The organism is Bradyrhizobium sp. 613_E4_N2_2, assembly GCF_052075995.1.
Taxonomy (GTDB): Bacteria; Pseudomonadota; Alphaproteobacteria; order Rhizobiales; family Xanthobacteraceae; genus Bradyrhizobium; species Bradyrhizobium barranii.
On sequence record NZ_CP197234.1, the window covers coordinates 22977 to 45993 of the forward strand.

The following is a 23017-nucleotide window of genomic DNA, read 5'->3' on the forward strand; positions in this document are numbered from 1 at the left end:
AAGCGCAGCCGGGTGAGGGGTTCTCTCCGCGCGCGACTCTCTAGCGGTCTAATTCGCGGATAGAGACCCCTCATCCGGCGCTTCGCGCCACCTTCTCCCACAAGGGGAGAAGGAAGAAGAGACCGCGCTCCGCTGCTGTCATCAATCCACCCCCGCCATTTTCCCCTTCTCGCGCGTGGCTGCCACGACATCCCGCACCAGATCGAACACGCCGTCCGCTTCCGGCGGCCAGTTCGGCGAGCGTCCCAGCCGCACGATCACCAGACGCTCCGACGGGATCACGATCGTGTACTGCCCGATCGTGCCCTTGGCGAAGAAGGCATCGCGCGGCCAGCCGTGCTCCACGCGGAAATTCGCGCCGAAACTGTCGCCCTGGTTGGTCCAGAAGCCGGCGCCGATGCCGACCCAGGCATTCGGCGTGGCTGACGCCGCGTAATTCACCCAGCCCTCGGGGAGGATACGCTTGCCGCCGGCGACGCCGTCATTGAGATAGAGCTGACCGAAGCGCGTCCAGTCGCGCGCGGAGGCCAGCATCTCGCTCGATCCCTCGATCGTGCCGGCGCCGTCGAGCTGGAGCGTGACATGGCGCATGCCGAGCGGCGCGAACAATTCACGGCGCGCGAAGCGCAGCGCGTCCGCGGGGGTGCCGCCGGCGGCGTTGCGGATCAGGTGCGCGAGCATGATGGTGTTGCCGTCGTGATAATTCCACACCGTGCCCGGCGCGGTCGCAAGCGGCATGCTCGCAGCATAGGCGGCCATGTCGTCCTCGATGAATTTCATGCGATTGACCGGTTCGAAGGCGGAGCCGAGCGAAGCCTGCAGCGAGCTGCCGAGCGCGAGGCCCGCGGTGTGCCGAAGCAGCTGGTCGACGGTGATGGCGTGGCGGGGATCGTCCGGATTTGTCCACGCGGCAACCGGCGCGGGCTCGTCGAGCTTGAGCTTGCCCTGGCGCACGAGAATGCCTGTTAGCGCCGAGATCACCGACTTCGTCATGGAGAAGCCGAGCAGCGGCGTCTCCGGCCCGACACCATCCGCATAGCGCTCGGCGATGACGCGGCCCGACTTCATGACGACGATGGCGCGGGTGCGGCGGGCGGGCGGCTGCGCCGGTTCGGTGAAGGCGCGATCGAGTGCGGCCGATAGCCCCTCGCTTTGCGGCGGCACGATCGAAGGTCCCGCGATCTCGGGGAGCAATGCGGGCTGCTTGTCCTCCGCCGGCGGCGCGACGTCGGCGATATCAGCGCCGTGCTCCAGCGTACAGCCCAGCCCCTCGCGATAGACGGCATGGCTGCGGCCGAGGCCGAACAGCGTCACGGTGACGTCCTTGCGCGCCCGGTCGATCCGGTAGTCCATCGCCCAGGTGATCAGTCCCGAGCCGGGCATCGCGTCGGTGGTCTCGATGAAGGTGCGCTGCGGATCGAGGCCGGAGACAAATGTCTCGGCGCAGAGGATGTCGGCGAGGAAGCCGGTGGCGACCTGCGGCGCGTTGCGCGCGCGAGCCGCGCCGAATGCGAGGCCGATACAGGCGACGGTGGTGGTGAAGAGGATGATCTTGCGGCGGCGGGTCACGGGCTTTCTCCGGCTTCGGGGAACGTGCCGGGCAGGAAGCCGGAGTGAGCGGAGGAGTGCTCGCCGGATTTGGAAAATGGACTGGCTGAAACTGAACCGGGCTGGTCGATTATGAAAATAGCCAGTTATTTCAAATTCTTACTTTCGAGGAAACTGCCACCCTGTCGGCGGCGTGCTCCCTCGCCCCGCAAGCGGGGAGAGGCGAAGAGCCCGTTACGCCGCACTCACCTTCAGCCGCCGGTATTCCGTCGGCGTCACGCCCGTGACCGCCTTGAAGGCCCGGTTGAAGGGACCGAGCGACTGGAAGCCGGCGTCCATCGCGATGGTGATGACGGGGACCTCGGCCTGCGCGGGATCGGCGAGCGCGGCCTTGGCTTCCTCGATCCGGTGGTTGTTCAGGAACACATTGAAATTGCGGTAGCCGAGCCGCTGGTTGATCAGCCGGCGCAGCCGGTATTCGGGAATTTTCAGCCGGCCCGCCAGCACGCCAATGGTGATGTTCTCCTGGCGATAGATCCGCTCGTCCGCCATCAGCCGCATCAGGGCATCGATCAGCTTCTGGTCGGCGGCTTCATCGGTGGCTGTGGGATGGCTCAGAATGACCGCTGGCGTGATGCCCGCCGTCGACGGAAACAGGTCCGCGCCATCGACACGCATCATCGCGGTGGCGATGGCCGCGACGACGCAGGCCAGCACGCCGGCATTGATGGTGTTGGCGGCATCGCCGACGTCGCTGCCGGCGACGGCAATCTGGAGCAGCGCGTTCAGCCCGCCATAGAGCGCGGCAGCGCAGACGATGAAGACGCGGGCACGCCGCCGGCGCTCGACCAGGTCGGCCGGCCACGAGGCGATCGTCTGCCCCACCGCGAGCGCGATGAAGCCGAGCACGATCAGGTTCACCACGGTGACGGAGAACCGCACATGGCCGCCCGGCGCGATCCAGACGCACCCGGCGAAGCTGAACGCTGTCACCAGAGCCCAAATCAACCCATGCCACCAGCGCAAGCGAAAATCGTCGTCGAACAGCGCGCGCGTGAACAGCCAGAACACCACGATATTGCCGGTCGACAGTGCGATCAGCGGCGCATGCCAGGCCGGCACCAGCGACGTCACGCCCACCGAATAGCTCACCGCATGTGCGGCCGAGCCGAGCGCGAAGGCTGCGCCGAGGCGAGCCGCCAGCACGTTGCGGAAGTCCGAGAACAACGATGCCGCCAACACCAACAGCAGCGCCACGGCGCCGGCGCGAAAGGCAAGTTCGAGATGGGCAAGCAGCATCCGGTCGACCCGATCGCGCACGCACGCGCGTGACGCGAACCTAGTTCAGATCAGAGACCGATTCAATTTCGCCGGGTCCACGCGGCGCGCGACGTGATCCAGGCGTCGGCCGGCTTGCCGAACAGATCGATCTCGCGCTCCTTCCGGGCTCCCAGGCTGCGCGCCACGCCCTGCGACGGCATATTCGTGCTCTCGATACAGTGCATGATCTCGTCGATCTCAAAGCTGTCGAACACCCAGTCGATCGATGCGCTGGCCGCTTCCACCGCATAACCTTTGCCGCGGAATTCCCTGGCGATGCCCCAACCGACCTCGAAGCCGGGCCAGCCCGGCGGGCACCACGGACCAACCCGCCCGATGTAGCTGCCGCTCGATTTCTCCTCGACAGCAAACATGCAGAAGCCGTGGAGCGCCCAGTGCCCGGAGATCACGGCCGCGTTACGCCAGCCGGCAATCTCGGTCGTGACCGGCTTGCCGTCGGCGGCGATGAAGCGGGCGGTGCCGGGATCGGACAGCATCGCGGCGTTCGGTGCAATATCGCTCGCTCGCCATGGCCGCAGGATCAAATGTTCCGTCTCGATTCTGGGGCCCGTGACCTCGAGCAGCCTGGCGCCTGGCTTGAGCGGTGGGATCATCGGTCTTCTCCCGTTCCCGACATTGTTCTGTTACGATCATACCAGCAAGAAACAGGAGACCAAGATGAGCTGGCAACCCTCGAACGATCCCGTGCTCGGCGATCCCATGTCCTGCGACGCACTCGATCTCGTCATCGTGCCACGCACCCGCGACCTCGGCGACGGGTTCGTGGTGCGGCGCGCGCTCCCGCATGGCAGGCGGCAAATGGTCGGGCCCTTCATCTTCTTCGATCATTTCGGCCCGGTGCAGTTCGTCTCCGGCAAGGGCATGGACGTGCGGCCGCATCCGCATATCGGGCTTGCCACCGTCACCTATCTGTTCGACGGCTCGATCATGCATCGCGACAGCGAGGGCAACGTCCAGGAGATCGCGCCCGGCGCGATGAATCTGATGACCGCCGGCCGCGGCATCGCCCATTCCGAGCGCACCCCGGACGCGCAGCGCGCCTCGGGCCAGCAGATGCTGGGCCTGCAAAGCTGGATCGCGCTGCCGGCCGGATCCGAGGAGATCGCGCCGTCGTTCCAGCATTACGGAGCGGGCGATCTGCCGATGATTTCCGAGCGCGATTTTACCGCGCGGGTGATCGCGGGCTCCGCGTTCGGCATCACCTCGCCGGTTACGATGGTGTCGCCCTGGTTCTACACCGAGGTCACGGCGGTCGCGGGCGCCAGCGTGCCGCTCGACCCCGACCACGAGGAGCGCGCCATCTACGTCGTCGACGGCGAGGTCGAGATCGCGAACGAGCGGTACGAGGGGCCGCGGCTCCTGATCTTCCGGCCCGGCGACCACATCACCGTGAAGGCGTTGAAAGCGACGCGCATGATGTTTCTCGGTGGCGATGCATTGGAAGGCCCGCGCCACATCTGGTGGAATTTCGTCTCCTCCAGCAAGGAGCGGATCGAGCAGGCCAAGGAGGACTGGAAAACCGGCCGCTTCGCCGCGGTTCCGCAGGAACATGAGTTCATTCCGCTGCCGGAATAGGCTATCCCGATTTAGGCCGTACCATCCAGTGCGGCCTGAATCTCCTGTCCGATGGACTTGTCTGCGAAGGCCCTGCCGATGACCGCCATGCTCTCCAGCGACCTGCCCCTGCCCAAGATCGGACGCGGCAAGGTGCGCGATATCTACGCCGTCGACGACGACCGCCTGCTGCTCGTCACCACCGACCGCATCAGCGCCTTCGACGTCGTGATGGGCGAGACCATCCCGATGAAGGGCGCGGTGCTGACCCAGATCAGCGCATTCTGGTTCAACGAGCTCGAAGGCGTGGTGCCGCATCACATGATCAGCGCCGACGCCGACGAGATCATTGCCGCCGTGCCGGCCTTGAAGCCGCATCGCGCCGAGATCCTCGGCCGCGCCATGCTCTCGCGCCGCACCACCGTCTTCCCGATCGAATGCGTGATCCGCGGCTATCTCTCGGGCTCCGCCTGGAAGGAATATGCCGCCAGCGGCACGCTGGCCGGCGAGAAGCTGAAGGCGGGCCTCGTCGAGAGCGAGAAGCTGGAGCCTTCGATCTTCAGCCCGGCGACCAAGGCCGAGACTGGCCATGACGAGAACATCACCATCGCCAAGATGCGAGAAGTCGTCGGCGACGAGGTCGCCTACACGCTCGAGAGCATGACGCGCGCGGTCTATACGCTCGGCGAGGAGCTCGCCCGCGAGCAGGGCATTATCATCGCCGACACCAAGTTCGAGTTCGGCCGCGACAAGGACGGCCGTATCATCCTGATCGACGAAGTCATGACGCCGGATTCTTCGCGCTTCTGGGCGGTCGATGCCTACAAGCCCGGCCAGCCGCAGGCGAGCTTCGACAAGCAGCCTTTGCGCGATTATCTCGACGTCGAGCGCCACGCCGGCCGCTGGAACGGCGACGCGCCACCGCCCCCGCTGCCCGCCAGCGTCGTGGACGCAACCAGCAAGCGCTATCTCGAAGCTTACAGGCGCGTGACGGGGAAAGAGCTGAAGATCTAGCTTCGGCGCCACCGCTGCGCTTGCAATGACGTGATTGGGGAGGCTGTCCGCTACACCCTCAACTGTCATCGCCCGGCTCGACCGGGCGATCCAGTATTCCAGAGACGGCGATGGGATACGGAGAGGCTGCGGCGTACTGGATTCCCCGCTTTCGCGGGGAATGACAGCGGTGGGCGTGGAACGGCTTTCTGCCACGACACTAAATGTGCGCCAAAGCTTCGGTTTTTCCGTCCACCATATGGTTGACCATTCACATGTCGTGAATGGAGATCCTCACCGCAAAACTGTCGGATATTTCACAGTTACAAGAATCCAGTTGCGCTAGGCCCGTACTCGTCTACGTCTCGGGACGGGACTTTTCAGGGGCGAGCGCAACGGCGTGACCGATCCAGCAATTATTCTCAGCCCGGCTTCGCGATTCAATCCGGCCCTCAAGCGTGCGTTGAATGATATATTGGGCGGAACGGCGGCCAGCGTCCTGACCGTCACCTTCGGGCTGTCCTATTCGCTGCTGATCTTCGCCGGGCCGCTCTCGCCTTACCTGTCCTACGGAATCACGGCGACGTTCGTCAGTTCCGCGGTGCTTGCGATCGTCATCGGGCTCGGCAGCTCCCTGCCCTTCGCAGTTGGTGCTCCCGACAGCTCGACCGCGGCGGTGACGGGAATTCTGGCGGCCTCGGTGGTCGAACGCCTCGAGACGGCGAACCTGTCGGCACCGCTGCTCTCGCCGGTTCTGATCACGCTCGGCCTGTCGACGGTGCTGACAGGATTGGTGCTGTGCGGATTGGGCCTGACGCGGCTGGGCCGCGCCATCCGCTACGTGCCCTATCCCGTCGTCGGCGGCTTCCTCGGCGCCACCGGGCTTCTCATCGCCCTGGGCGCGGTGCGGGTGATCACCAACCACCCGCTCCAGTTCACGACGCTGACGCACTTCGCCAACGGCACCACATTGCTGGAGCTGGGCGCCGCCTGCGCGATGGCGCTGGTGCTGTACTTGACCTGGCATCGCTCGCGCAGCCCGTTCGGACTGCCGATCATCCTGGTCGGCGGCGTGCTCACGGCGCATCTGGCGTTCTGGATCACCGGTGTTTCATTCGATCACGCTCGCGCCCTGGGCTGGACGTTTCAGCCGCCGCCGCAGGCGGTCTTCATGCTGCCCTGGCACACCGACGAACTCGCCCGCTATCCCTGGTTTGCCGTGCCGGACCTGCTCGGCAACGTGGTTGCCGTCATCTTCGTCACGGCCTCAAGCACGCTGTTCAACACCACCGGCATCGAGGTTGCCGTGCATCGCGAGGCCAATCTGGAGCGCGAGCTGAACGTCACCGGCGCCGCCAATATCCTGACCGGCATGCTGGGTGGCTATGCCGGGTGCAGCTCGATCAGCCGTTCGATCCTCAATTTCTCCAGCGGCGGCCGCGGGCGCCTGTCCGGCCTTACGGTCGCGGCGCTGTCCCTGCTGATGCTTGCCGTCGCGCCCGATCTGCTCGGTTTCATCCCGAAATTCGTCATCGGTGGCCTTCTGCTCTATCTCGGCGCCGACCAACTCCACAAATGGATCATCGAGTCGCGCAAGCGGCTCTCGAAGCTCGAATATATCTCCCTGATCGCCATCATCGCGATCATCGTCGCCTGGGGCTTCGTCCCGGGCATCCTGATCGGCGTGATCATTGGCTGCGCGACGTTTGCGTTCAGCGCCGCACGGGTGGAGTCGATCAAATACAGTTTCGACGGCTCGGAATATCGCTCCTCGCTCGACCGCTCGCGCGACGACCAGGACGTGCTGCTGGCCCATGGCGGCAACATCCAGGGCCTGAACTTGCAGAGCTATCTGTTCTTCGGCTCCGCCAACCGGCTCTACCAGCACGTCAAGCAGCTGCTCCAGGAGCGCCCGGAGTGCCGTTATCTGCTGTTCGACTTCAAGCTCGTCACCGGCGTCGACTCCTCGGCTGCCTACAGCTTCGCCCAGATCAAGCGCAGCGCGCATGACCTCGGCGTCGAGCTGATCCTGGTGCATCTGTCGGCGGCGGCCGAGAAGGTGCTGCGCTCCAGCGACTTCGTCGGTGAAGGCGTCACCATCATCGGCGAGCTCGATCATGCGCTGGAATGGTGCGAGAACGAGATCATCTCGCAGCATCAGGGGCGGGTGCAGGAAGAAGCCAGCCTGCGCGACTGGTTCACCGGGATACTCGACAGCGAGGCCGACGCCGACGCGCTGATCCACCGCTGCCAGCGCCTCGAGGTCGAGGCCGGCGACATCATCGTGCAGGCCGGCGACCCCGCCGATTCCATGCATTTCATCCTCGACGGCCGCGTCGGCATCATGGTCCCCGCCGACGACGACCGCACCACGCGCGTGCGCAGCCTGGGGCGCTACACCACGATCGGCGAGATGGGACTGGTGTCGAACACGCCGCGCAGCGCGACGATCCAGGCCGAGGTCGCCAGCGTGCTCTACGTGCTCAACACGCTCCAGTTCGACGCGATCAGGGACGAGGACCCCGCGCTCAGCCACAAGCTGCTGACCTTTTTCGTGTCGGTCATGGCCGAGCGGCTGACGTTCGCGAACCGGACGATTGCGGTGTTGCGGCGGTGACGGGCCTGTAGCCCGGATCGAGCGGAGCGCAATCCGGGCTACACGCTATTGGTCCCTCGGATTTACAAATCCATGAAGCTGCCGAATGCGGTCACCGTCCAACACCGCCATGTCGACGCCTGTGGCGGCAGGTGTTGCGGCTCCGGGCGCAGCCAGCGTCCAGCCGAACAGGACCTGATCGTGATGCGCGTTCACGTGACCGGCGAGCGTGAAGCGGAGATCCGGAAGTCTCGCCTGCAAGGCTTGCACCAGGCGCTCGATCGCGTCCTTTCCAGCCACCGAGTCATTCGGATCGATATAGACGCACGCGTCGCTGAAGACTCTGTCGATCAGCAACCGGCGCTTCCCGGCATCTCTCTCGTTCCAGACCGCGATGTAGTTCTGGACGAGATTGGTCACCTGTTCACTCATTTTGCTTCCTTCTCTGTCGCATCCATGTCTGCTACTTGCGAAAGTGTGTCGCGAACCATCGTGTCCAGACTGCTCGCGGTGACGCCCAGCAGTTTCTCTGTATCGCCGGCATCGAGCAAAAGCGGCTTTTCGAACAAATAGGCCATCTCGATCCCTTCGCTGAAGCCGATGCCTTCCAGCTCAGCCGGGGCGAGTCGCGACAGGCCAGGAGCGTCGATCTTCAGTGCGGCTGCGAATCTCCGTACCAGTTCGCGCACCGACGCCGACTGCGACGGCACGTGAAAGGCGCGGCCCCATTCTCCGGTGAAGCGCGACGCCGCAACCAGCGTCTTCGCCGTGTCCTTGGTGAAAGACCAGGCATGCGCGGCATCCGGATCGCCGAGGAAGGCAACCGCCTCGTTCCTAAGCAGCGACGGCAACGCCAGCAGGGAAAAATAGGCGACTGCGCCCTCGCCGAGATAATCGCTCGCCCGCACTTCAAGGGCGGGAACGCTCGATCGCAACGCACGCTGCCACATGATGTGCCGGGTCGTGCCCTTTCGGGTGGTCGGGTCCGGCTCCATGTTTGGCGTGAGCGGGCTCGCAGCCCCCGCGCCATAGCCATAGACATTCCCGACCACGAGCAGCCTGGCACCAACCTGCTCGGCCGCCTTGACCGTTCCGTCCATGATCGGAAAGAAGTCGGTCGGCCAACGATGATAGGCCGCCATCGCGCACATGAAGATCGCATCCGCGCCCTTGCTGAGTACCGCCAGCTGTGCGGCATCGGTGGCATCCGACGAAACCGTACGCACATCGCCGGCATTGAGCGATCCGGCATTCCTGCTGGTCAGGATGACACTGTGCCCTTCTTCCGCCAGAAGGCGCGCGGTTTCGCGCCCGACCGGGCCGGCTCCCACAATCACGTAGTGACTCACTTGGCATCCTCATTTGTCGGGAAACGACAGATGAGTTCTTTGACGCCGGCGCCGTTGAAAATCGCGCACGATCCGCCAAATATCGAACACGTTCCGCCAAGATCTGGAGCCTGACCCATGCGTGCGAGATCGAGTTCGGCGTCAACATCGGCCGGCGCCACCGCTGCGGCCAGGCGAACCGAGCCTGACGCCGTTGCGCTGGAGCCGATCGGCGATCACCGCATCATCATCCACCTCAGCCGGGCGACGCGCTCATTCTGTCTCGAGACCGGGGAGCAGTTTCTACGTCAGGCCGGCGATATCGATGTGGTTCCGTCGGGCGCGATCGGTGGCTTCGTTGCGGAGACGCCCTACCAGTCGCTTCAGATCCGGCTCGCACCAAGCATGCTGGACCACGCAGCATCCAGGAGCCGGCAATTGGCATCCGCCCGGCTCGCGCATCATCATATGCTGCGGAATGACCGTATCGTTCTGCTCGGACAGGCACTCGAAAGCGACGTGAAAGCGGGCTCGCCGAGCGGGCCGCTGTTTGCCGAAAACGTGGGAATGGCCCTGGCGGTCGAATTGATCAACCTGGCGAATGATCCGCCGGGAGAGGCCATCCGCCTCTCGAACGCGCAGCTCCAGAGAGTCCTCGCCTATATCGATGCAAATCTCGACCAGCCGCTCACAATCGACATTCTCAGCCGCGAGGCCGGCGTCAGCAGCTCGCATCTGCGGACCTGGTTCAAAGCGGCCATGGATATCACGATTCATCGCTACATCCTGAGAAGGAGAGTCGAGCACGCGCGCCAGCTTCTCCTTCAAGGCGATCGCAAGCTAAGCGATGTTGCCCTCGCAGCCGGCTTTGCCCATCAGTCCCATCTGGCCAAATGGATGCGACGCGAACTCGGACGCAGTCCCAGCGAACTACGTCGAAGCAAGGACTGATCGGCGGCGGGCCCTACACCCCCGCCATCATCACGTATTTGATCTCGACATATTCTTCCATGCCGTGACGCGAGCCTTCGCGGCCAAGGCCGCTTTCCTTGACGCCGCCGAAGGGCGCGACTTCGGTCGTGATCAGGCCGGTGTTGACGCCGACCATGCCGGATTCCAGCGCTTCGGCGACGCGCCAGACGCGGCCGAGATCGCGGGAGTAGAAGTACGAAGCCAAGCCAAACGGTGAGGCGTTGCACATCGCGATCACATCGGCCTCGTCCTTGAAGCGGATCACCGGCGCGAGCGGGCCAAACGTTTCTTCCTGCGCCACCAGCGAGTCCGGCTTGACGTCGGCAAGCACCGTCGGCTCGAAGAAGGAGCGTCCGAGCTCACTGCGCTTGCCGCCGGTGACGACCTTGGCGCCGCGCTTGACCGCGTCCGCGATGTGGCGCTCGACCTTGTCGACCGCTTTCAAATTGATCAGCGGGCCCTGCGTGACGCCGCTCTCGGTACCATCGCCGATCTTCATCGCCGCGACCTTCTTCGAGAGCTTCTGCACGAACTCGTCGTAGATCTTGTCCTGGGCGTAGATGCGGTTGGCGCAGACGCAGGTCTGACCCATGTTGCGGTATTTCGAGACGATCGCGCCTTCGACCGCGGCATCGATATCGGCATCGTCGAACACCACGAACGGCGCATTGCCGCCGAGCTCGAGGCCGAGCCGCTTCACGCCGACGGCGGCCTGCTGGTAGAGGATCTTGCCGACCGCGGTCGAGCCGGTGAAGCCGACGAAGCGCACCGCCGGGTGCTCGCACAGCACCTTGCCGATCGGCGGCGCGTCACCGGTGATGATATTGAGCACGCCCTTGGGCACGCCGGCCTTCTCGGCGAGCACGGCCAGCGCCAGCGCCGAGAGCGGCGTCTCGTTGGCGGGCTTCAGCACCACGGTGCAGCCGGCCGCCAGCGCCGGCGAAACCTTGCGGGTAATCATCGAGTTCGGGAAATTCCACGGCGTGATGGCGCCGCAGACGCCGATCGGCTGCTTGATCGCGAGCAGGCGCGCATCGGGCCGCTGCGTCGGGATGGTCTCGCCATAGACGCGACGGGCTTCCTCGGCGAAGAATTCGATATAGGCGGCACCGATATCGACCTCGCCGAGCGCCTCGGAGAGCGGCTTGCCCTGCTCGGAGGTGAGGATCAGCGCGAGATCCTCACGGTTGGCGATGATCAGCTCGAACCATTTGCGCAGGATGTTGGAGCGCTGCTTGGCGGTGTGCTTGGCCCAGGCCGGAAAGGCGCGCTCGGCGGCTTCGACCGCCTTGGTCGTATCGTCCGCACCAAGCTGCGGAACCTTCGCGAGCTCGATGCCGGTCGCAGGATTGTTCACCGCGAAGACCGGCGAGCCGACCCAGGCGCCGTCGATGTAGCAGGCCTCCTTCAGCAACGACGGATCCTTCAACCGGTCGCGCAGATTGGACGTGGCTTGCGGGGCGCGTGCGGCGGCAGTCGGGGTCATGGCGTTACTCCTCGGGGCGCGATCGGATCGGCCCCGAATATAGGGACAGACGGCGCGCAATGCACCGTCCCGCAACGCACATCTGCTGGGAGTTAAAGTGGCAACGGCGCGGTTATGCCGCGCCGCTCATATAGGTCTCGCGCCGGCCGATCATGCGCTCAGCGGCTGCCTTGGCGTCGGCCTTCGAGGACGTCGCGCACGTCCGATATTCGAGATCGGGAACGTCGGAGGTGTCGCGGCGGCCGAACCAGGATTTCGAGCCCACAGGAAGCAGCGCCAGCGCCTGCGCCAGATTGTCGACGGCGCCGAACGAATAGAGCGCGCCGGTGCCGGCGATCCGGACCTCGTAAATGCCGGGCGAAATCGGCGCCTCGAGATTGTCGCCCCGTCCGGGACGGGGATAGCGCTTCCATTCGCTCCAAGTCGAAATCATCTGAGGTCCCCCTCGCGGTCATGAACGACCGCCAATATTTGCATCAAGTCTTAACGTTGGCCGTCGATTGGCCGCGTGCGGAAACGCCGCAACGCACAAAATGTTTCAAGTGCTTCAAACACGTGAAACATATCGCCAGAGCCTATCCACGGTCACGGTGAGTTGCGGCCATCCACCGCAGATTGTGACGGAGTGTTGCAGTTCAGCCCTCTCTCGTCCTGCGCACGCCACGCACCGTCAAGTCACGACATCGCGACCGGCGCGGGCATCTGGACGCGCTTGCCGCGCGGACCGTGCAGGAGGACAATCATTCGCTTCCAACAATAATCAAACCGGAGGAAACGCGTATGCAAAGCAAAGCCCAGATCGACGAGATCCTGCGCCAGAAGAGCGACGCCAAGGAGATTCCCGGCGTCGTCGCGATCGCCGCCAGCGGCAACGACGTGATCTATCAAGGCGCGTTCGGCAAGCGCGACCTGTCCAAGCCCGATGCGATGACTGACGACAGCGTGTTCTGGATCGCCTCGATGACGAAGGCGGTGACTTCAGCGGGCGCGATGCAGCTCGTCGAGCAGGGCAAGCTGTCGCTGGATGCGCCGATCGGTTCGGTGCTGCCCGACCTCGCCAAGCCGCAGGTGCTCGAAGGTTTTGATGCCAAGGGCGAGCCAAAACTGCGGCCGGCGAAGGGCGCGATCACGCTACGCCAGCTCATGACCCACACCGCCGGTTTTGCTTACAATGTGTGGAACGGCGATCTCGCGGTCTATCTGGAGAAGACCGGAACCCCGAACATCTTCTCCTGCCAGGACGTCGCGCTGAAGACGCCGATCATGTCTGATCCCGGTACGCGCTGGGAATACGGCATCAACATCGACTTCGTCGGCAAGGCAGTGGAAGCCGTGAGCGGCAAGCGGCTCGATGCCTATCTGCGCGACAATCTCTTCACTCCGCTCGGTATGAGCGACACCGGCTTCAAGATCACCGACAACATGCGCCAGCGGCTGGTCGCCACCCATGCTCGCGGCGAGGATGGATCGCTGGCGCCGATTCCGTTCGAGATCGAGCAGAATCCGGAATTTTGCATGGGCGGCGGCGGCCTTTACGGCACTGCCGGCGACTACATCAAGTTCACCCAGATGATCCTCAACAAGGGCCGCGGCAACGGCAACCAGGTGCTGAAGCCCGAGACGGTCGCGCTGATGGGCCAGAACCACATCGGCGATCTCACCATTGGCAAGATGACGACGGTTGCGCCCATGTACACCAACGATGTCGATCTCTTCCCCGACATCGTGAAGAAGTGGGGGCTGTCCTTCCTGATCAATACTGCCAAGACGCCGGAGGGCCGCAGCGCCGGCAGCCTCGCCTGGGCCGGTCTCGCCAACACCTATTTCTGGATCGACCCGGCGCGCGATGTTTCCGGCGTGATCCTGATGCAGGTGTTGCCGTTCGTCGACGCCAAGTGCATCGAGGCCTTCACGGGCTTCGAGCGTGGTGTCTATGCCGGGCTCGATGCGGGCAGCGGGAAGAAGGCGGCCTAACCCCTTAGTATGAGGCGCGCGGCGTCGCGCGCCTTCGCTGCAATGGATAACCTCGTGCCAAGGCCATCGGCTTCAGGCACGAGGCAAGAGCTTTGAGGAGACGAGCTTGGTGGACAATTTGGCTGACAAAGCCGACAGCTATGTTTGCGGCATCTCGGACACGCCGCTGCTCGGCGAAACCATCGGCCGCAGCCTTGACCGCGCCGTGCGGCGCTGGGGCCATCGCGAGGCGCTGGTCTCGCCTAGCCACGGCGTGCGATGGACCTGGACCGAATTCGCCGAACGGGTCGACGCGCTCGCCGCCGGCTTTATCGCGCTCGGCCTCGAGCGGGGGCAGCGGATCGGCATCTGGTCGCTGAACCGGCCGGAATGGACGCTGACCCAGTTCGCCGCCGCCAAGGCCGGCCTGATCCTGGTGACGATCAATCCCGCCTACCGCTTGAGCGAGTTGGAGTTCGCGCTGCGCAAGGTCGGCTGTAAGGCGATCGTCACGGCGACCGTGTTCAAGACCAGTCATTACTTGGAGATGCTCAACACGCTGCTGCCGGAACTGGCCAGCGCCAAGCCCGGACAACTAAACGCAGCGCGACTGCCGGAGTTGCGGATGGTGATCCAGATCGGTGGCCCCGCGGCATCGGGCACGATCCCGTTCGAAGAAATCGCGCGCATCGGCGGAGCGCAGCATCGCGAGCAGCTCACTGCACTCGGCGCTGCCTTGCAATTCGACGATCCCGTCAACATCCAGTTCACCAGCGGCACCACGGGATCGCCCAAGGGCGTGACGCTGACGCACCACAATATCCTCAACAACGGCTATTTCACCGGACGTGCGATGCACCTGACCGAGCAGGATCGCATCTGCATTCCGGTGCCGCTCTATCACTGCTTCGGCATGGTGATGGGCAACCTCGCCTCCGTCACGCTCGGCACGACGATGGTATATCCCGGCGAGGGTTTCGATCCGCTCGCGACGCTGCGCGCGGTCGAGCAGGAAAAGTGCACGGCGCTGTACGGCGTGCCGACGATGTTCATCGCGGAGCTCGATCACCCCGACTTCCCGAAGTTCGACCTGACATCGCTGCGCACCGGCATCATGGCGGGCGCGCCCTGCCCGATCGAGGTGATGAAGCGCGTCAACACCGAGATGAACATGCGCGAGGTCACCATCGCCTACGGCATGACCGAGACCAGTCCGGTCAGCTTCCAGAGCGCGACGGACGACCCGCTCGAACGGCGCGTCTCGACCGTCGGGCGGATTCATCCGCATGTCGAGGTCAAGGTCGTCGATCTCGAGGGCAGGATCGTCAAGCGCGGCGAACGCGGCGAGCTCTGCACCCGCGGCTACAGCATCATGCTGGGCTATTGGGAGGAGAAGGAAAAGACGGCGGACGTGCTCGATGCCAATGGCTGGATGCACACCGGCGATCTCGCCACCATCGACGACGAGGGCTATTGCAACATCGTCGGCCGCATCAAGGATCTGGTGATCCGCGGCGGCGAGAACCTCTATCCGCGCGAGATCGAGGAGTTTTTGTATCGCCACCCCAAGATTCAGGACGTGCAGATTTTTGGCGTGGCAGACACTCGCTATGGCGAGGAGCTCTGCGCCTGGATCCGCGTCAGGCCGGGCGAGACGCTGACGGCCGAAGAGGTTCGCGCGTTCTGCGACGGCCAGATCGCGCACAACAAGATCCCGCGCTATGTGGAGTTCGTCGACGAGTTTCCGATGACCGTGACCGGCAAGATTCAGAAATTCGTGATGCGCGATGCGGTGGAGCAGCGGCTGGGATTGAAGGCGGCGAAGACGGCTTAGGGTACGGCGTCATTGCGAGCGCAGCGAAGCAATCCAGTCTGCCTCTGCGGAGATAGTCTGGATTGCTTCGTCGCTACGCTCCTCGCAATGACGGGGAGAAAGCGGAGTTAAACCGTCAACCCGCGCTGCTGCGCCAGCTCCTTCAGCGACACCTGCGGACGCGCGCCGATGTGCTGGATCACTTCGGCGGCCGCGAGCGCGCCGAGCTCGCCGCACTGCTTGTGCGCAAGGTTGCGCGCGAGACCGTACAGGAAACCGGCGGCGAAGAGATCACCGGCACCGGTGGTGTCCACCAGCTTCGCGATCGGTGAGGCCGGCGCTGCGACGGCCTCGGTCGGCGTCACCACCACGCAGCCCTTCTCGCTGCGGGTGACCACGCCGAGCTTGACGTCGTTGCGCAGCTGCTTCAGGGCGGTGTCGAAGTCCGAGGTCGTGTAGAGCGAATGCAGCTCGGATTCGTTGGCGAACACGATGTCGACGGTGCCGTTGCGCATCAGTCCGAGGAATTCGTCGCGATAGCGATCGACGCAGAACGAATCCGACAGCGTCAGCGCCACCTTGCGCTTGGCATCATGCGCGATCTGGGCCGCCTTGACGAAGGCGTCCTTGGCGTTCTTGGGGTCCCAGAGATAGCCTTCGAGATAGACGATGCCGGCAGAAGCGATCTCGGCCGGATCGATGTCGGCGGGCGACAAATCCTGCGCGGCACCGAGATAGGTGTTCATGGTGCGCTCGCCGTCATCGGTGACCAGGATGTAGGAACAGCCGGTCGCAGGGCCATCCTTCGCAGCGGGCGTGTTGAAGGCGACGCCGGCAGCGCGGATGTCGTGGACATAGAGCTTGCCGATCTGGTCGTCCTTGACCTTGCCGACATAGGCCGCGCGTGCGCCGAGGCTGCCGATGCCGACGATGGTGTTGGCGGCAGATCCGCCCGAGACTTCGGTCGCCGGCCCCATGTCCTTGTAGATGGCGGCGGCCCGCGCCTCGTCGATCAGGGACATGCTGCCCTTGGTCATACCGTGCTTGCCCAAAAAGGCCTCGTCGGTCTTGACCAGCACGTCGAACAGCGCGTTGCCGATGCCGAGAACGTCATATTTCACGTCAGCCATTCACCTTGATCCTGTTTGGCGGATTGCGATACCCGCGGAAATCCGCTTCCTGTCGGTCTGAAATCTGGCTCGCGGCCTATCACGACCGGCCCCAAGCGGGCAAGCAACGGTATTATGTCGGCGCAATGATCCGCTCTTTCCTGACAGTTTCAACGGGAACACTGGCCTCGCGGCTGCTCGGCTTTGCCCGCGATTCCATGATTGCCGCTCTGTTGGGCACGGGCGCGGTGGCGGACGCGTTTCTGGCAGCGTTCCAGCTCGTCAATGTGGTGCGACGGCTGCTCAGTGAGGGGGCGCTGAACGCTGCCCTGATCCCGGCCTGGCTACGCGTCCGTGACCGTGATGGCGAAGCGGCCGCTTCCGCCTTCGCGGGACGCGTGCTCGGCACGGTCAGCGCGGCGCTGATCGCGATTTCGATCGTCATCGCGCTTGTGATGCCACTGATCATCACGGTGATCGCGCCTGGATTTCTGGGTAGCGGCACGCTCGATCTTGCCGTCGCGAACGCGCGGCTGATGCTCCCCTATCTCGCCTTCGCCGGACCTGTCACCGTGCTGATGGGGCTGCTCAATGCGCAGGGGCGCTTTGCACTCACCGCATTCTCGCCGCTGCTGTTCAACATCGCGCTGATTGCGGCCATTGCGATGCTGCTCGTCTGGCATGCCGACGCCGGCTTCGCAGCATGGATGCTGGCGGCGACCGTCGGCGTGGCCGGCCTGCTGCAATTGCTGATGCTGCTGTCGCAGCGAAGCGCGCGACTGGCGACGCCGCTGCGGATCAGCTTCGACGCGGAGATGCGCGCCTTCTTTGCCAAAGCCATCCCGGGCATGATCGCAAGCTCGGGCCCGCAATGGCTGATGGTCGCGGGCGCGATCATCGCCTCGGCAACGCCCTCCGCCGTGTCCTGGCTCTATTTCGCCAACCGCCTGATCGAGCTGCCGCTCGGCATCGTCGGCGTCGCCATGGGCACGGTGCTGGTGCCGGAGCTGACGCGCGCGGTGCGTAGCGGCGACCGTGACGCCGTGGCGCATGCGGAATCGCGGGCGCTGGAACTGGCAACCGGGCTGGCGCTGCCGGCGACGCTCGGCCTCGTCGTGCTGGCCGAACCAATCGTGCGGCTGTTGTTCGAGCATGGCGCATTCAGCGCGGACGACAGTACGGCCACCGCGCATGCGCTGATGTGGCTGGCGCTGGGCCTACCGGCGCATGTGCTGATCAAGGCGCTGTCGCCGGCCTACTATGCCCGCAGCGACACGATGACGCCGCTGCTGGCGACCGCCAAGGGCTTTGTGGTCGCGATCGCCCTCGCTGTCGTGCTCGGACACGTCCTTGGCGCGAGCGGAATCGCTGCCAGCATCGCGGCCGGCGCCTGGAGCAGTGCGATCTCGCTGCTGCGGAAAGGCACCAGCGAGTTCGGCTTCTCGGTCGATGCGGCCGCCCGCAACCGGCTGCCGCGGATCGTGCTCGCCGCGGCTGCCATGGGCGCCCTGCTCTGGCTCACGACCGGTCTGACGCCCGCCGAGGCGCATGGGCTGATCCGCTTCATCGTCCTGGGCGTGCAGATCGCAGCCGGAATCGCCGTCTATGGCGTGCTCCTGCAGGTCCTCGGCGCGGCCTCATGGCGCGAGGCGGTTAACGTGCTGAAGCGCCCGGCCCGGACCGAGTCCGAGGCGTGACGCCATCGAATTACCCTTGACGGGGCAGCGCCGCTGTTGGAAACGACGGCCGAATACCTTCCAGGAAGACTTACCATGGCATTCGTTGAACGGGTCTTTTCGGGCGTCCAGCCGACGGGCAATCTGCATCTCGGCAATTACCTCGGCGCGATCGTGAACTTCGTGAAGATGCAGGAAACCCACAACTGCATCTATTGCGTCGTCGACATGCACGCGATCACGCAAGGCGTGGACGTCTGGGGCGGGCCGGTCGAGCTCGCGCGCAACACCCGCGAGGTGACCGCGGCGTTCATCGCGAGCGGCATCGATCCGAAAAAGCACATCGTGTTCAACCAGAGCCAGGTCTCGGGCCATGCCGAGCTCGCCTGGATCTTCAACTGCGTCGCGCGCATGGGTTGGCTGGGCCGCATGACCCAGTTCAAGGAGAAGGCCGGCAAGGACCGCGAGAACGCGTCCGTTGGCCTCTTCGACTATCCCGTGCTGATGGCCGCCGACATTCTGCTGTACCGCGCCACCCACGTTCCGGTCGGCGAGGACCAGAAGCAGCATCTCGAGCTCTCGCGCGACATCGCGCAGAAGTTCAACAACGACTTTGGTGACTCGATCCGCAGCCTCGGCGCCAATGACGGCCTGTTCTTCCCGCTGCCGGAACCGCTGATCACGGGACCGGCGACGCGCGTGATGAGCCTGCGCGACGGCACCAAGAAGATGTCGAAGTCGGACGCCTCCGACAATTCGCGCATCAATTTGACCGACGACGCCGACACCATCGCGCAGAAGGTGCGCAAGGCGAAGACCGACCCCGAGCCGCTGCCGTCAGAGGAAAAGGGCCTGGAAGCGCGCCCCGAGGCCGACAATCTCGTCGGTATCTTCGCCGCGCTCTCCGGCCGCTCCAAGGCCGACGTGCTCAGAGAATTCGGCGGCGGCCAGTTCTCCAGCTTCAAGAATGCGCTGGTGGATCTGTGCGTGACAAAACTCTCGCCGATCGCCGGCGAGATGAAGCGCCTCGTCGCCGACCCCGGCCATATCGACGCGATCCTGAACGATGGCGCCGACCGGGCCCGCGCCATCGCCGACGAGACCATGAAGCTCTCGAAGGACATCGTCGGCTTCATCCGCCGGCGCTGATTCCCCGCATTTGCGAGACCCGGCCGGCGCCCACTGCGCCGGCCGCTTCTCCTCTCCCCAAGCGTGAGGGAGTGTGGCAGCATGCCGGCCGTGCACATTCCGGGACATGCATGACCAGCAAGCGACTTTGCTTCGAGCCGGGTCACAAGCCCAAATGCCTCGTGATCGTCGATGACACCGCCGAATGGGATCGCGCGGTCTACTATGCCAGCCGCTGGGCGATCCGCGCCGGCGGCGGCGTGGTCATGCTGCGCATCATCGAGCCCGAGCAGCAGAGTCAGGAATGGCTTGGGGTGGCCGAGATCATGCGCGCCGAGGCGCAGGAGGCGGCGGAAGCCGCGCTCGACCGCGCCGCCGGCCGCGCCAACGGCATCGCCGCGATCACGCCGGAGCGGGTGATCCGCGAAGGCGATGCAATGGAACAACTGCTCGCCGTGATCGACGAGGACCCTGACATCGCCATGCTGGTGCTCGCCGCCAATCCCGGCGCGGAGGGTCCGGGACCGCTGGTCTCGCTGCTGGCGCATGAACTGGGCACGTTCCCGGTGCCGGTGACGATCATCTCGGGCGCGCTGAGCGACGGAAGCGTGGATTCGCTGTCGTAGGCGTCCCTATCTGGACTGCGGCCAACCAGATATCCGTCATGCTCGGGCTTGTCCCGGGCATCCACGTTCTTGGCGCCACCAAGCAAGGCGTGGATGGCCGGGACAAGCCCGGCCATGACGGCGCGGGAATATTAAAGTGTCCTAACTCGCTGATATCGCAACGAAACGCCCTCCCCGCCCCTTGACCGTGCGTTCCTCGTCGCCATCTGCTACTGGATAGCTTGCGCGCCGGCCTTGAACCGGCGACGTCTGGAGAAAACCATGTTCATTCAAACCGAAGCCACCCCCAATCCCGCCACGCTGAAGTTCATTCCCGGCCGTGTCGTCGTCGACGGCGGCCCGATGGAATTTTCGAGCCGCGAAGCGGCCACGCGCTCGCCGCTGGCCGAAAAGCTGTTCGACGTGCCCGGCGTCACCGGCGTGTTCTATGGATCGGATTTCATCACCGTGACCAAGGCGAACGGTGAATGGCAGCAGCTCAAGCCCGCGATCCTCGGCGCCATCATGGAGCACTACATGTCCGGCGCGCCGTTGCTCGCCGATGGCGCGGCTCCAAGCGATGTCGACCTCGACGACGAGGATGAGTTCTTCGACGAGTCCGATGCCGAGACGGTCGACATGATCAAGGATCTGATCGAGACCCGCGTGCGGCCCGCGGTCGCCAATGACGGCGGCGACATCACCTTCCGCGGCTTCAAGGACGGTATCGTCTATCTCAACATGAAGGGCTCCTGCGCCGGCTGCCCGTCGTCGACCGCGACGCTCCAGCACGGCATCCAGAATTTGCTCAAGCATTTCGTGCCCGACGTGGTCGAAGTCCGGCCGATGTAGGCGAAGTGCCGTAGGGTGGGCAAAGGCGCGCTTGCGCCGTGCCCACCGTGCAATCATCGCGAAAAGAAGAGGTGGGCACGCTTCGCTTTGCCCACCCTACGAGATCTCTCCTACGCCGCCCGGCCGATGCTCGCCGCCTCTTCCGCGGCCTTGCGCATGCTCGCCGACATTTCGCTGGTGACGGTGCTCTGCTCCTCGACGGCGGCGGCCGTTGACGACACATATTCGCTGACGCCCTCGATCGCGCCCCGGATCGCCCCCAGCGCGGCGACCACGTCGACCGAGATGCCGTTGAGATTGCCGATCTCCTGCTCGATCCGATCAGCCGCCTGCTTGGCCTGATTGGCGAGGTTCTTCACTTCAGATGCCACCACGGCAAAGCCGCGACCGGCCTCGCCGGCGCGCGCGGATTCGATGGTGGCGTTCAGCGCCAGCAGATTGATCTGACCGGTGATGCTGCCGATCAGCTGCACGATCATGCTCATCGACTCCGCCGCCTGAGTCAGCCGCTGCGCCTGATGGTCCGCCGCCTCGACCCGATCGACCGCGGTCGATGCGGTCTCGCGCGAGCGCGTCATGGCTTCCGCGATCTCGCGCACCGAGGCGTTGAGCTCCTCGGCACCGGCGGCGACCGATTCCATCATGTCGCGCACCTTTTCGCTGCGCTTGCGCGCGATCACCTGGGCGGTGGTGTCGGAGGCGTATTTCACGACCTTGAACGGATTGCCGTTGAGATCGCGGATCGGATTGTAGGAGGCCTGAATCCAGACCTGCCGGCCGCCCTTGCCGACGCGCTGATATTCACCGGACTGGAATTCACCGGCGTTCAGCCTGGCCCAGAAGGCGCGATAGGCTTCGCTGTCGCGCTCGTCGGCGCCCACGAACATGCTGTGATGCTTGCCGACGATCTCGGACAGCGTATAGCCGAGCGCGCCGAGGAAGTTTTCATTGGCCGTCAAAACCTTGCCGTCCATGCTGAACTCGATCACGGCCTGCGACTTGCCGATCGCCTCGATCTGGCCGGCGAAATTCGCATTCGACAGCTTCTGCGCGCTGACGTCGGTGGCGAACTTCACCACCTTGAACGGCTTGCCGGTCTCATCGAGGATCGGATTGTAGGAAGCGAGAATCCAGACCTCCTTGCCGCCCTTGCCGAAGCGCTTGTACTCGCCGGACTGGAATTCGCCGCGGCCGAGCTTCGCCCAGAATTCGCGATAGGCTGCGCTATCGCGCTCACCTGCCCCCACGAATATGCTGTGATGCTGCCCCTGGATCTCGTCGAGCCGATAGCCCACCGTGCTCAGGAAATTCTCGTTGGCGGTGATGATGGTGCCGTCGAGATTAAACTCGATCACCGCCTGGGCGCGGCCGATCGCGGAAATCTTGCCGGCATCTTCGAGGCTGCGGATCTTGCGCGCGGTGATGTCGGTCGCGAACTTGACGACCTTCACCGGTTTGCCGGCCTCGTCGATGATCGGATTATAGGACGCCTGGATCCAGATCTCGCGACCGCCCTTGCCGAGCCGCTTGTATTCGGCTGATTGATATTCGCCGCGGCCGAGCTGCGCCCAGAACTCGCGATAGGCCGCGCTGCCCCGCTCCTCCGGCATCACGAACATGCTGTGGTGCTTGCCGGCGACCTCGTCGAGCCGGTAGCCCATCGCGTCCAGGAAATTCTGGTTGGCCGTGATAATGGTGCCGTCGAGATTGAATTCGATGACCGCCTGCGACTTGCCGAGTGCAATGACCTGAGCCAAGGCCTCCCTAGCCGAAGAACCGCTTCGCCAAAAAGACATAAATGAACCCTTCCAAATGACCGAACAGGCGCGGCTTGATCTGCCAAAGCGCCCCGTCTGAGTCGTCGTTGACTCGCTCTCCCGCCCGTTGACGGTGTCATTGGTTTGCTAATGATTACTTAAAATGACAACATTTCAATCACTTAGCTATCTCTAAGGTTGCAAATTGATGCATCCGCATCGAAAATGGGGAGCGAAAATTTTGTCGCCTTCGCGCCCACGTAGAATTACGGGGCCGATCGTGCGCCTGTCGAGAAATCAAACTTG

19 protein-coding genes are annotated in these 23017 nt (G+C 64.4%); 10 read left to right on the forward strand and 9 right to left on the reverse strand.

Features of this window, described 5'->3' with window-relative positions:
• Positions 1 to 141 precede the first annotated feature (141 nt).
• From AB7290_RS00090 to AB7290_RS00100, 3 genes are all read right to left on the reverse strand, one after another.
• A complete protein-coding gene (locus AB7290_RS00090; protein WP_085405065.1) occupies positions 142 to 1569 on the reverse strand; it encodes a serine hydrolase domain-containing protein in 1428 nt (475 codons plus the stop codon).
• 213 nt (positions 1570 to 1782) lie between these two features.
• Positions 1783 to 2847, reverse strand: coding sequence for a helix-turn-helix domain-containing protein (locus tag AB7290_RS00095; protein ID WP_085405115.1), 1065 nt, complete (start codon positions 2845 to 2847; stop codon positions 1783 to 1785).
• A 62-nt stretch (positions 2848 to 2909) separates the two neighbouring features.
• Positions 2910 to 3482, reverse strand: coding sequence for a GNAT family N-acetyltransferase (locus AB7290_RS00100; protein ID WP_085405064.1), 573 nt, complete (start codon positions 3480 to 3482; stop codon positions 2910 to 2912).
• A 64-nt stretch (positions 3483 to 3546) separates the two neighbouring features.
• Here AB7290_RS00100 and AB7290_RS00105 point away from each other — a divergent pair, with 64 nt between their 5' ends.
• The 3 genes from AB7290_RS00105 (at position 3547) to AB7290_RS00115 (ending at position 8053) form a co-directional block, all read left to right on the forward strand.
• The gene (locus tag AB7290_RS00105) at positions 3547 to 4464 is read left to right on the forward strand and encodes a pirin family protein (RefSeq protein ID WP_085405114.1); all 918 of its coding nucleotides are present in this window, start codon (positions 3547 to 3549) and stop codon (positions 4462 to 4464) included.
• Between the two features lie 78 nt (positions 4465 to 4542).
• The gene (locus tag AB7290_RS00110) at positions 4543 to 5457 is read left to right on the forward strand and encodes a phosphoribosylaminoimidazolesuccinocarboxamide synthase (RefSeq protein ID WP_085405113.1); all 915 of its coding nucleotides are present in this window, start codon (positions 4543 to 4545) and stop codon (positions 5455 to 5457) included.
• A gap of 379 nt (positions 5458 to 5836) precedes the next feature.
• Entirely contained in the window at positions 5837 to 8053 is a 2217-nt protein-coding gene (locus AB7290_RS00115) for an SLC26A/SulP transporter family protein (protein ID WP_085405063.1), read from the forward strand.
• A 45-nt stretch (positions 8054 to 8098) separates the two neighbouring features.
• Here AB7290_RS00115 and AB7290_RS00120 read toward each other — a convergent pair whose 3' ends face one another.
• Together AB7290_RS00120 and AB7290_RS00125 are read right to left on the reverse strand one after the other, a co-directional pair.
• The gene (locus AB7290_RS00120; RefSeq protein WP_167767947.1) at positions 8099 to 8452 is read right to left on the reverse strand and encodes a nuclear transport factor 2 family protein; all 354 of its coding nucleotides are present in this window, start codon (positions 8450 to 8452) and stop codon (positions 8099 to 8101) included.
• 8 nt (positions 8453 to 8460) lie between these two features.
• Positions 8461 to 9381, reverse strand: a complete 921-nt coding sequence (locus AB7290_RS00125) for an NAD(P)H-binding protein (RefSeq protein ID WP_085405061.1) — start codon at positions 9379 to 9381, stop codon at positions 8461 to 8463.
• Positions 9382 to 9687: 306 nt separating this feature from the next.
• Between AB7290_RS00125 and AB7290_RS00130 the strand changes: the two genes are divergently transcribed.
• Positions 9688 to 10311 carry a helix-turn-helix domain-containing protein gene (locus tag AB7290_RS00130; RefSeq protein ID WP_161495935.1) on the forward strand — a complete coding sequence of 208 codons (624 nt, stop codon included), beginning with the start codon at positions 9688 to 9690 and terminating at the stop codon, positions 10309 to 10311.
• A 13-nt stretch (positions 10312 to 10324) separates the two neighbouring features.
• Here AB7290_RS00130 and AB7290_RS00135 read toward each other — a convergent pair whose 3' ends face one another.
• The gene (locus tag AB7290_RS00135) at positions 10325 to 11818 is read right to left on the reverse strand and encodes an NAD-dependent succinate-semialdehyde dehydrogenase (protein ID WP_071908943.1); all 1494 of its coding nucleotides are present in this window, start codon (positions 11816 to 11818) and stop codon (positions 10325 to 10327) included.
• A gap of 112 nt (positions 11819 to 11930) precedes the next feature.
• A complete protein-coding gene (locus AB7290_RS00140) occupies positions 11931 to 12251 on the reverse strand; it encodes a hypothetical protein (RefSeq protein WP_028150598.1) in 321 nt (106 codons plus the stop codon).
• 347 nt (positions 12252 to 12598) lie between these two features.
• Here AB7290_RS00140 and AB7290_RS00145 point away from each other — a divergent pair, with 347 nt between their 5' ends.
• Together AB7290_RS00145 and AB7290_RS00150 are read left to right on the forward strand one after the other, a co-directional pair.
• Entirely contained in the window at positions 12599 to 13792 is a 1194-nt protein-coding gene (locus tag AB7290_RS00145; protein ID WP_071908942.1) for a serine hydrolase domain-containing protein, read from the forward strand.
• 118 nt (positions 13793 to 13910) lie between these two features.
• Positions 13911 to 15605 carry an AMP-binding protein gene (locus tag AB7290_RS00150; protein WP_085405112.1) on the forward strand — a complete coding sequence of 565 codons (1695 nt, stop codon included), beginning with the start codon at positions 13911 to 13913 and terminating at the stop codon, positions 15603 to 15605.
• 107 nt (positions 15606 to 15712) lie between these two features.
• On the opposite strand, the gene AB7290_RS00155 is transcribed toward AB7290_RS00150, so the two are convergent.
• Positions 15713 to 16714: an adenosine kinase gene (locus AB7290_RS00155; protein WP_085405059.1), complete on the reverse strand. Its 1002-nt coding sequence runs from the start codon at positions 16712 to 16714 to the stop codon at positions 15713 to 15715.
• A gap of 125 nt (positions 16715 to 16839) precedes the next feature.
• Here AB7290_RS00155 and murJ point away from each other — a divergent pair, with 125 nt between their 5' ends.
• The 4 genes from murJ to AB7290_RS00175 all read left to right on the forward strand — a co-directional run bounded on the left by murJ (position 16840) and on the right by AB7290_RS00175 (position 20954).
• Positions 16840 to 18390 carry a murein biosynthesis integral membrane protein MurJ gene (gene murJ / locus AB7290_RS00160; protein ID WP_085405058.1) on the forward strand — a complete coding sequence of 517 codons (1551 nt, stop codon included), beginning with the start codon at positions 16840 to 16842 and terminating at the stop codon, positions 18388 to 18390.
• 75 nt (positions 18391 to 18465) lie between these two features.
• A complete protein-coding gene (gene trpS / locus AB7290_RS00165; protein ID WP_085405057.1) occupies positions 18466 to 19518 on the forward strand; it encodes a tryptophan--tRNA ligase in 1053 nt (350 codons plus the stop codon).
• A 110-nt stretch (positions 19519 to 19628) separates the two neighbouring features.
• The gene (locus AB7290_RS00170) at positions 19629 to 20123 is read left to right on the forward strand and encodes a universal stress protein (RefSeq protein WP_063980124.1); all 495 of its coding nucleotides are present in this window, start codon (positions 19629 to 19631) and stop codon (positions 20121 to 20123) included.
• Between the two features lie 261 nt (positions 20124 to 20384).
• Entirely contained in the window at positions 20385 to 20954 is a 570-nt protein-coding gene (locus AB7290_RS00175; protein WP_085405056.1) for a NifU family protein, read from the forward strand.
• Between the two features lie 110 nt (positions 20955 to 21064).
• Here AB7290_RS00175 and AB7290_RS00180 read toward each other — a convergent pair whose 3' ends face one another.
• Positions 21065 to 22750: a methyl-accepting chemotaxis protein gene (locus AB7290_RS00180; protein ID WP_167767946.1), complete on the reverse strand. Its 1686-nt coding sequence runs from the start codon at positions 22748 to 22750 to the stop codon at positions 21065 to 21067.
• Between the last annotated feature and the right edge of the window lie 267 nt (positions 22751 to 23017).

What these genes read in the sequence shown, in the direction of transcription:
- AB7290_RS00140 (WP_028150598.1), bottom strand. Translation starts at nt 12,251, where the DNA reads ATGATTTCGACTTGGAGCGAATGGAAGCGCTATCCCCGTCCCGGACGG.
- AB7290_RS00145 (WP_071908942.1), top strand. Translation starts at nt 12,599, where the DNA reads ATGCAAAGCAAAGCCCAGATCGACGAGATCCTGCGCCAGAAGAGCGAC.
- AB7290_RS00175 (WP_085405056.1), top strand. Translation starts at nt 20,385, where the DNA reads ATGTTCATTCAAACCGAAGCCACCCCCAATCCCGCCACGCTGAAGTTC.
- AB7290_RS00180 (WP_167767946.1), bottom strand. Translation starts at nt 22,750, where the DNA reads ATGTCTTTTTGGCGAAGCGGTTCTTCGGCTAGGGAGGCCTTGGCTCAG.
- AB7290_RS00105 (WP_085405114.1), top strand. Translation starts at nt 3,547, where the DNA reads ATGAGCTGGCAACCCTCGAACGATCCCGTGCTCGGCGATCCCATGTCC.
- AB7290_RS00135 (WP_071908943.1), bottom strand. Translation starts at nt 11,818, where the DNA reads ATGACCCCGACTGCCGCCGCACGCGCCCCGCAAGCCACGTCCAATCTG.
- AB7290_RS00100 (WP_085405064.1), bottom strand. Translation starts at nt 3,482, where the DNA reads ATGATCCCACCGCTCAAGCCAGGCGCCAGGCTGCTCGAGGTCACGGGC.
- AB7290_RS00155 (WP_085405059.1), bottom strand. Translation starts at nt 16,714, where the DNA reads ATGGCTGACGTGAAATATGACGTTCTCGGCATCGGCAACGCGCTGTTC.
- murJ (WP_085405058.1), top strand. Translation starts at nt 16,840, where the DNA reads ATGATCCGCTCTTTCCTGACAGTTTCAACGGGAACACTGGCCTCGCGG.
- AB7290_RS00110 (WP_085405113.1), top strand. Translation starts at nt 4,543, where the DNA reads ATGACCGCCATGCTCTCCAGCGACCTGCCCCTGCCCAAGATCGGACGC.
- trpS (WP_085405057.1), top strand. Translation starts at nt 18,466, where the DNA reads ATGGCATTCGTTGAACGGGTCTTTTCGGGCGTCCAGCCGACGGGCAAT.
- AB7290_RS00095 (WP_085405115.1), bottom strand. Translation starts at nt 2,847, where the DNA reads ATGCTGCTTGCCCATCTCGAACTTGCCTTTCGCGCCGGCGCCGTGGCG.
- AB7290_RS00170 (WP_063980124.1), top strand. Translation starts at nt 19,629, where the DNA reads ATGACCAGCAAGCGACTTTGCTTCGAGCCGGGTCACAAGCCCAAATGC.